Annotated in this window: 9 protein-coding genes; 6 read left to right on the top strand and 3 right to left on the bottom strand. The window is 63.3% G+C overall.

Features of this window, described 5'->3' with window-relative positions; all coding sequences use genetic code 11:
• The 4 genes from AC1DUU_RS16860 to cobO form a co-directional block, all read left to right on the top strand.
• On the top strand, positions 1–74 hold a 74-nt coding region (locus AC1DUU_RS16860; protein ID WP_476784557.1), incomplete at its 5' end, for a CbtB domain-containing protein.
• A gap of 16 nt (positions 75–90) precedes the next feature.
• Positions 91–855 (top strand): CbtA family protein, encoded by a 765-nt coding sequence (locus AC1DUU_RS16855; RefSeq protein ID WP_476784555.1) that lies wholly within the window; start codon positions 91–93, stop codon positions 853–855.
• A complete protein-coding gene (cobU, locus tag AC1DUU_RS16850) occupies positions 848–1,357 on the top strand; it encodes a bifunctional adenosylcobinamide kinase/adenosylcobinamide-phosphate guanylyltransferase (protein ID WP_476784554.1) in 510 nt (169 codons plus the stop codon). Before AC1DUU_RS16855 ends, cobU begins: the two co-directional genes overlap by 8 nt.
• Position 1,358: 1 nt before the next feature.
• Positions 1,359–1,976, top strand: a complete 618-nt coding sequence (cobO, locus tag AC1DUU_RS16845) for a cob(I)yrinic acid a,c-diamide adenosyltransferase (RefSeq protein WP_476784553.1) — start codon at positions 1,359–1,361, stop codon at positions 1,974–1,976.
• Positions 1,977–1,988: 12 nt separating this feature from the next.
• Here the strand turns inward: cobO and cbiB are convergent, their stop codons facing one another.
• A complete protein-coding gene (cbiB, locus tag AC1DUU_RS16840; RefSeq protein ID WP_476784552.1) occupies positions 1,989–2,954 on the bottom strand; it encodes an adenosylcobinamide-phosphate synthase CbiB in 966 nt (321 codons plus the stop codon).
• Here cbiB and cobD point away from each other — a divergent pair.
• Both cobD and AC1DUU_RS16830 read left to right on the top strand, forming a co-directional pair.
• Positions 2,953–4,008: a threonine-phosphate decarboxylase CobD gene (gene cobD, locus AC1DUU_RS16835; protein ID WP_476784551.1), complete on the top strand. Its 1,056-nt coding sequence runs from the start codon at positions 2,953–2,955 to the stop codon at positions 4,006–4,008. The genes cbiB and cobD overlap by 2 nt on opposite strands.
• A complete protein-coding gene (locus AC1DUU_RS16830) occupies positions 4,005–4,508 on the top strand; it encodes a tyrosine phosphatase family protein (protein WP_476784550.1) in 504 nt (167 codons plus the stop codon). The genes cobD and AC1DUU_RS16830 overlap by 4 nt, the downstream gene beginning before the upstream one ends.
• Here the strand turns inward: AC1DUU_RS16830 and rhaI are convergent.
• The gene (gene rhaI / locus AC1DUU_RS16825) at positions 4,505–5,785 is read right to left on the bottom strand and encodes an L-rhamnose catabolism isomerase (RefSeq protein ID WP_476784556.1); all 1,281 of its coding nucleotides are present in this window, start codon (positions 5,783–5,785) and stop codon (positions 4,505–4,507) included. The genes AC1DUU_RS16830 and rhaI overlap by 4 nt on opposite strands.
• A gap of 189 nt (positions 5,786–5,974) precedes the next feature.
• Positions 5,975–7,880, bottom strand: a 1,906-nt coding sequence (locus tag AC1DUU_RS16820) for a bifunctional rhamnulose-1-phosphate aldolase/short-chain dehydrogenase (RefSeq protein WP_476784549.1), incomplete at its 5' end; no start/stop codon positions are given.

The raw sequence follows: 7,880 nt of genomic DNA, 5'->3' as shown, positions 1-7,880 counted from the left end.
GGTTCTCGCATATGGACGTGGTGCAYAACGCTGCCCACGACTATCGCCACTCGATGGCTTTCCCCTGCCACTAACGAAGGCACCCCAACCATGTCTGTATTTCGCAACGTCGTGTTCATCGCGGCGATCAGCGGCCTATTGGCCGGCGTGATCCTTGCCGCGCTCCAAACCTATGCAACCGTTCCGCTGATCCTCAAGGCCGAAACTTACGAAAATGCCGGCGGCGGCCATGAGCATGCCGCGGCCCCAGCCGCTGGCACTGAAGCGACCACGTCAGCACCTGCGGCGCAAGCCATGGCTCCCACTGAAGAGGAAGCTGAAGCCTGGGCACCCGCCGACGGCTTTGAGCGTTTCGCCTATTCGGCACTGGCCAATATCGTCAGCGGCGTCGCATTCGCGCTGATCCTGGTCGCGGTTTCCGAATTTGCCGGCGGCATCGCCAACTGGCGCCAGGGCGTGTTCTGGGGCTTTGCCGGCTTTGCTGTCTTCACACTCGCGCCGGGCCTAGGGCTGCCACCTGAGTTGCCCGCCATGCCGGCGGCCGACCTTGGCGCGCGCCAGATCTGGTGGACTATGACGGTGGTGGCAACCGCTGCCGGCTTGGCACTGATCGCTTTCAAGCAGTCGCTGCCGCTCGCCATCCTCGGCGTCGCGCTGATCGTTGCTCCGCACATCATCGGTGCGCCGCAGCCAGAAAGCCATGATTCGCCGATACCGGCCGACCTGCACCACAGCTTCGTCGTCGCCGTGACCATCACCAACCTGGTTTTCTGGGTGGTGCTCGGAGCTGTCGCGGGGGCTGTGCGGCAGCGTTTCATGGGTACGCAGGGCGCATTGCGCGGCAGCTTTGCCTAAGAAGCTGACATTTTTGCTAGGCGGTGCGCGCTCTGGAAAGAGTGCGCACGCCGAGCGGCTGATCACCGCATTCCCTGCGCCATGGAGTTACATCGCCACCGCGCAGGCCTATGACGACGAGATGCGCGAGCGCATCGATATCCACCGCTCCAGGCGCGGCGAAGGCTGGCGAACAATGGATGCGCCGCTTGATTTGATAGCAACGCTCGACAGTGTCGCCGATGGCGAACCGGTACTCATCGATTGCCTGACGCTGTGGCTGACCAATCACATGCTGGCCGATCATGACGTGGAAGCGGAAAGTGCCCGGCTCGCCGAGGTGCTGTCGCGGCCGCGCGGCCCATGGTTCGTCGTTGCCAACGAGGTCGGGCTCGGCATCGTGCCCGACAACGCGCTTGCCCGCCGCTTCCGCGATGCAGCCGGCAGGCTCAATCAAATGGTGGCAGCCGGTGCCGACGAGGTGCTGTTCATGGTCGCTGGCCTGCCGATAAAGGTGAAATGAGATGAAGGAAATCAACGAGACCGAAGCCGAGCGCCATCGCGCCAAGATGGCCAAGCGCAAGGCGGTTCAGGACGCCGAGGTGGCGGAAAAGACCATTGTGGAAAAGGGTCTGCTGATCGTCAATACCGGTCCCGGCAAGGGCAAGTCGACCGCGGCCTTTGGGCTTGCGCTGCGCATGCTCGGCTACGGCCATCGTGTTGGCGTCGTGCAATTCATCAAGGGCGCGTGGCATTCGGGCGAGCAGGATGCATTTGCCACATTTGGCGACCGCGTCGTCTGGCACACCATGGGCGAAGGCTTTACCTGGGAAACACAGGACATCAAGCGCGATATCGCCGCCGCTGAAGCCGCCTGGGCCAAGGCTCRGGAGTTGATGGCCGATCCCAGCATCGCGCTTGTGGTCCTCGATGAGCTTAACATCGCGTTGCGCTACGACTATCTCGATCTCGACGCCGTCGTGGCTGCGCTCAAGGGCCGGCGCGAAGGCCTGCATGTCGTCGTCACCGGCCGCAATGCCAAGCCTGCACTGGTCGAAGCCGCCGATCTCGTCACCGAGATGGGCGCGACCAAGCACCATTTTGCGGCTGGGGTTAAGGCACAGAAAGGCATCGAGTTCTAAGGGATCTGCGGCCTAAAGCCAGAAGATGACGGCGATCAATCCCATTGCGCCGACCATCAGCGCGTCGGCCGTCCAGTAAAGTCGGAGTGCGGCACGGATATCCTGGGCATTGGCTTCGCGCCGGCCGCCGTCGCCCATGAAGGCGTCGTCGACCATGACCCCTCCGTAAGTGCGCGGGCCTGCGAGGGCGAGACCCAGCGCACCGGCCATTGCCGCCTCAGGCCAGCCGGCATTGGGCGAGCGGTGTTTTCTGGCGTCGCGGAACACCGCTTTCCATGCGCGGCAAGGGTCGGTGCCTGGAACGAGGAAGGCGGCAAGAACGATAAGCAGCGCGGTCAGCCGCGATGCCGGCAGGTTGATCAGGTCGTCGAAACGCGCGGCCGCCCAGCCGAATGCTTCGTGGCGCTTGGTGCGGTGGCCGATCATCGAATCGGCGGTGTTGGCGGCCTTGTAGGCGGCACCGCCGGCAAAGCCGAAGACAGCGAGCCAGAAGGCGGGGGCGGTGATGCCGTCGGAGAAATTCTCGGCCAGGCTTTCGATGGCCGCGCGGCTGACGCCAGCTTCGTCGAGGCTGTCAGGGTCGCGGCCGACGATCTGCGATACCGCCTTGCGGCCGGCAACGATTCCGCCGCTGTCGAGCGCATCGGCTACCGCCTTCACATGGCTGCCGAGGCTGCGCTGGGCAACCAGGCTCGAAGCTGCGACTGCGGTGAGAAGAATGCCGAAGGGGACAAGCCCACACAGGTGCTCGACGGCAAATGCAAGCGCGGCCGGCAGGGCAACGATGACGACGAGGGCAACGACGCCCAAAATACGGCGCCTGGCGTCGGTATCGGTGGCGCGGTTGAGGCTGGTGTCGAGAAAGGATATCAGCTTGCCGATCCAGATCACCGGATGGCCGATGGCACGCACCAGCCGGTCCGGGTAACCGAGACCGAGTTCGAACAGAAGCGACAGGAAGGCAAGCGGAACGAACATGACGCTTCTTGATGGACGAAGGACTGGGACGATTGACCACGGCGGCAGCCTGGAGCGGGCGAGGGCGCTGTTTCCTGGAGCGCCCGAGCCGTTCGTCGACTTGTCGACCGGGATCAACCCGCACTCCTATCCGCTTTTTGAGCTGCCTGCCACAGCCTTGTCGCGTCTGCCCGAGCCAGGCCGTGCGCGCGACCTAGCAGCCATCGCCGCAACCGCCTACGGCGCGCCGACGGCGGCCAATGTGGTGCCTGCACCGGGCACCCAGATCCTTTTGCCGCGCATCGCCTCGCTGGTGCGGCCCGGCCGGGCTCTCGTGCTCGGGCCGACCTATCAGGAGCATGCACGCGCTGCTGCAATCGCCGGGCACGAGGTGGCCGAGGTGCGCGAGTTCGAGCGTCTGGCCGAGGCCGACCTTGCTGTGGTGGTCAATCCGAACAATCCCGATGGGCGCGTTGTTTCCCGCGCGGACCTGCTGGCGCTTGCCGAAAAGCTGCGCGCCAAGGGCGGACTTCTGGTCGTCGACGAGGCCTTCATGGACGTTGGTCCGCAAGCACAAAGCATGGCCGGCGATGTCGATCTGGGCGGTATCGTCGTGCTGCGCTCGTTCGGCAAGTTTTTCGGGCTTGCGGGCATCAGGCTGGGTTTTGCCATCTCAAATCCGTTCATCGCAGGGCGGCTCGAAGAAGAACTCGGCCCTTGGTCGGTGGCCGTGCCGGCGCTGGAATATGGGGCCAAGGCGCTGGCTGATTCCGACTGGCACCGCGAGATGCGGACGATATTGACCAAGGCCGCGCACCGTCTCGATCAGGCTTTCGCTCGCGCCGGCGTGATCGTGACCGGCGGCACCTCGCTGTTTCGCCATGTCGATATCGAAGACGCTTCGAGCCTGTTCCATGCGCTTGGCCGTGAAGGTATCTTGGTGCGCAGCTTTTTCGACCGCCCGACACAATTGCGCTGTGGCTTGCCGGGCACGGAACTGGAATGGCGGCGGCTCGATGTGGCGCTTGGCGATTGGGCGCAGGACCGGCATGAAATGAAGAGTGCGGTTGGATGATCTATGTCTGCCCGCTATCGAAGGTCGACGAGACGGTTGCGCGCATTGGTGCTGAACGGCTGATCTCGCTGCTGTCGGCAGGCACGGAGATGACGCGCCCGGAGGCGATCCGCGCCGAAAACCACCTTTTGATGAACATGCACGACATCTCGGCCGAGCAGGACGGCATGACGCTGCCTGGCGAGGCGCATGTGCGCCGTATCCTGGATTTTGCGGGCCGCTGGGACAGGTCGCGGCCGCTGGCGATCAACTGCTACGCCGGGGTCAGCCGCTCGACGGCTTCGGCCTACATCATCGCTGCTGCATTTTCGCCGGCGCGCGATGAGGCCGAGTTGGCAATGTCGCTGCGCCGGCTGTCGCCATCGGCGACTCCCAATCCCCGGTTGATCGCCGTTGCCGACCAGATTTTGAGCCGCAACGGCCGCATGATTGCAGCCATCGCCGCAATCGGACGCGGTGCCGATTGTTTCGAAGGTGTGCCCTTCGGGCTGGAGCTTTAGACAATACCGCCGCTGCCACCGACGGCTGCTGGCCGCTCCGCAGCCGCCTTGGCGCGATAGCCAGCCGCACGGTAGGCGGCGATGGGGTCTATGGCGCCACCTGACTTGAGCCGCGCCATGGCAAGGATCGGTTCGACGTCGGTGCGGTAGGCAACTTTGAGCGTCTGGGTCGCCATCAGGGCGTCATTAGCATCCTGGAAGCCTTCCAGCGCCTTGCGGTCGACTAGAAGGGCTGTCGCGTAGGCGCGCTGCACTTCCACCGCCGACAGCATCAGGCTCTCGATCGGATCGGTGACGTTGTGGCTCTGGTCGAGCATGTGGGCCGGGTTGAAGCCGTCTGCGTGGTTGAGCTCGGCATCGACCAACTCGTTGAAGACGAGGAACAGCCGGTAGGGGTCGATCGAGCCGGCGTCGAGGTCGTCGTCGCCATATTTCGAATCGTTGAAATGGAAGCCGCCGAGTTTCTTGAACTGGATCAGCCGCGACACGATCATCTCGATGTTGACGTTGGGCGCGTGGTGGCCAAGGTCGACGAGGCAATACGCCTTCGGCCCCAATTCCTTTGATATGATGTAGTTGGTGCCCCAGTCTTGCACGACGGTCGAATAGAAGGCCGGCTCATACATCTTGTGCTCGGAAAACAGGCGCCAATCCTGAGGCAAGGCGGCGTAAATCTCGCGCATCGAATCAAGATAACGCTCGAAGGCCTTGGCGAAATTGACCTGGCCAGGGAAATTCGAGCCATCGCCGACCCACACCGTCAGCGCCCTGGAGCCAATCGTCTTGCCGATCTCGATGCATTCGAGATTGTGCTCGATGGCCTGTTGGCGGGTGCCGGCGTCGGCGTGCGATAGCGAGCCGTATTTGTAGGAACGCGCCTGATCCTTGGCGTCGGAGAAGGTGTTGGAGTTCATGGCATCGAAGCCGAGGCCGAAGCGGCTCGCCGCCTGCTTCAGCCTGTTGGCGTCGGCCTTGTCCCAGGGGATATGAAGCGAAACAGTCGGTGTCGCCTTGGTGAGTTCGTTGATGACGGCGCAATCTTCGATCTTGTCGAAGATGTCGCGCGGCTCGCCAGCACCGGGGAAGCGCGCAAAGCGGGTGCCGCCGGTGCCGACGCCCCAGGACGGGATCGCAACGCCGAAATTCTGGACCTTGTCTCGGATGGCGTCGATCTTGATGCCGCGCCGCTCAAGCTGCTCGCCAAGCGTGTCGTAGTCGCGGGCAAGGTTCTTTTCACGCGCCGCATTGTCTCTTTCGACGATCTCGGCCGCTATCATCTGTTCGGTCACTGCAAATTCCTCCCAAATTCTTTCGGCTTGCGCCGCCCCTCATCCCCCTGCCGGGACCTTCTCCCCGTATGGTGACGGGGAGAAGGGGGCTGGCTGGCCGCAACGTTGCCGCTTATCTCCTTTTCCCCGCTTGCGGGGAGAAGGTCCCGGCAGGGGGATGAGGGGCGGCGCCTCGTCCTACCGCGTGAAACTCTGTGCGTTGCCGGCGTCGACATTGATGATGTTGCCGGTCGATTTGGCCGACATGTCGGAGGCGAAGAAGTAGATCGCCTCGGCAATGTCTTCCGGGAATACCGAACGCTTCAGCATTGAGCGTGAACGATAGTGTTCCTCCAGCTCGTCCGTCGACATGTTATAGGCCGCCGCGCGCTGTTCCTTCCATTCGCCCGTCCATATCTTCGAACCGCGCAGCACGGCGTCCGGGTTGACGACGTTGACGCGGATCTGTTCGCCCGCGCCTTCCAATGCGAGGCAGCGCGCGAGATGGATCTCGGCCGCCTTTGCGGTGCAGTAGGCAGCCGCATTGGGCGAGGCGGCAAGGCCATTCTTGGAGGCGACGAAGACGACGTTGCCGCCGATCTTTTGAGTGCGGAACAGCTTGAACGCTTCGCGCGACACAAGGAAATAGCCTGTCGCCAGGATATCCATGTTCTTGTTCCACAAAGCGAGCGTCGTCTCCTCGATCGGCGCGGACGAGGCAAGGCCAGCGTTGGACACCAAAATGTCGACACCACCGAACTCGATCGCCGTATCCGTGAAGCCTGATATGACCTGTTCCTCGCTGGTCACGTCGATCCGGACGGGGCGGACGAAGTCCTTGCCGAACGCCTTTGAAAGCTCCTGCTCGGCGGTTTCGAGGGCAGTCTGGTCGATATCGGCCAGCACCACGCAGGCGCCTTCGCGCAACAGCCGCGCCGCTGTCGCCTTGCCGATGCCGCCGGCGCCGCCGGTGACGACCGCGATGCGGCCCGCCAGCGACTTCGGCTTGGGCATGCGCTGCAGCTTTGCCTCTTCGAGCAGCCAGTATTCGATGTCGAAGGCCTCCTGTTCGGGCAGGCCGACATATGTCGACACCGTCGAGGCGCCGCGCATGACATTGATGGCGTTGACGTAGAACTCGCCCGAAATGCGCGCCGTCGCCTTGTCCTTGGCAAAGGTGATCATGCCGACGCCTGGCACGAGATAAACGACAGCGTTAGGGTCGCGAATGGCGGGCGAGTCGGCGCGCTTGCAGCGCTCGTAATAGGTGGCGTAGCCTTTGCGGTATTCCTCGACAGCACCTGCCAGGCCGGCGAGGGTCCTGTCGGTATCCGGCTTGGCCGGGTCGAAATCGACCACCAGCGGGCGGATCTTGGTGCGCAGGAAATGGTCGGGGCAGCTGGTGCCAAGTGCCGCGAGGCTTTCGAGTTCCTGCGAGCCGACGAACTCCAGCACCGCGTTCTGATCGTCGAAATGGCCGACCTTCGGCTCCGAAGCCGAGATCAGGCCGCGGATAGCCGGCATCAGCTTCGCAGCGACGGCGCGCCGTTCGGCTGCCGACAGCGTGGGGCGAGCCACGCCGCCGAAGATCGTCTTGCCGGCGGTGTTTTGCTCGAACCATTCGATAGCGCGGTTGATGATACGGATGGTGGTTTCGTAGCTGTCCCTGGCCGTATCGCCCCAGGTGAACAGGCCGTGGCTTTCGAGCACGACACCGACCGCGTCTGGGGTTTCCTGACAGAACTTTTCCAGCCACAGGCCCAATTCGTAGCCAGGCTTCTTCCAGGGAAGCCAGCCGATCTCCCCGCCAAAGATGTCCTTGGTCAGCTCCCGGCTGTTCTTGGAAGCGGCAATGGCGATGATCGCGTCGGGATGCATGTGGTCGACATGCTTTTTGGGCACATAGGCGTGCAGCGGCGTGTCGATCGAGGCGGCGCGCGGATTGAGATTGAAGGTGCAGTGAGGCAGGTAGCCCACCATCTCGTCTTCGAAATCGACCCCGCGATAGAGCTGCTTCAGGCCGTCCAGCTTGTCCTGGTAGAGCGTCGAAAAACCGTCGAGCTTGATGGTGCCGACATCGCCGCCCGATCCCTTGACCCACAGA

Source organism: Aminobacter sp. P4_H6_2 (assembly GCF_056400805.1).
This window is presented reverse-complemented; position numbering and strand designations above follow the sequence as displayed.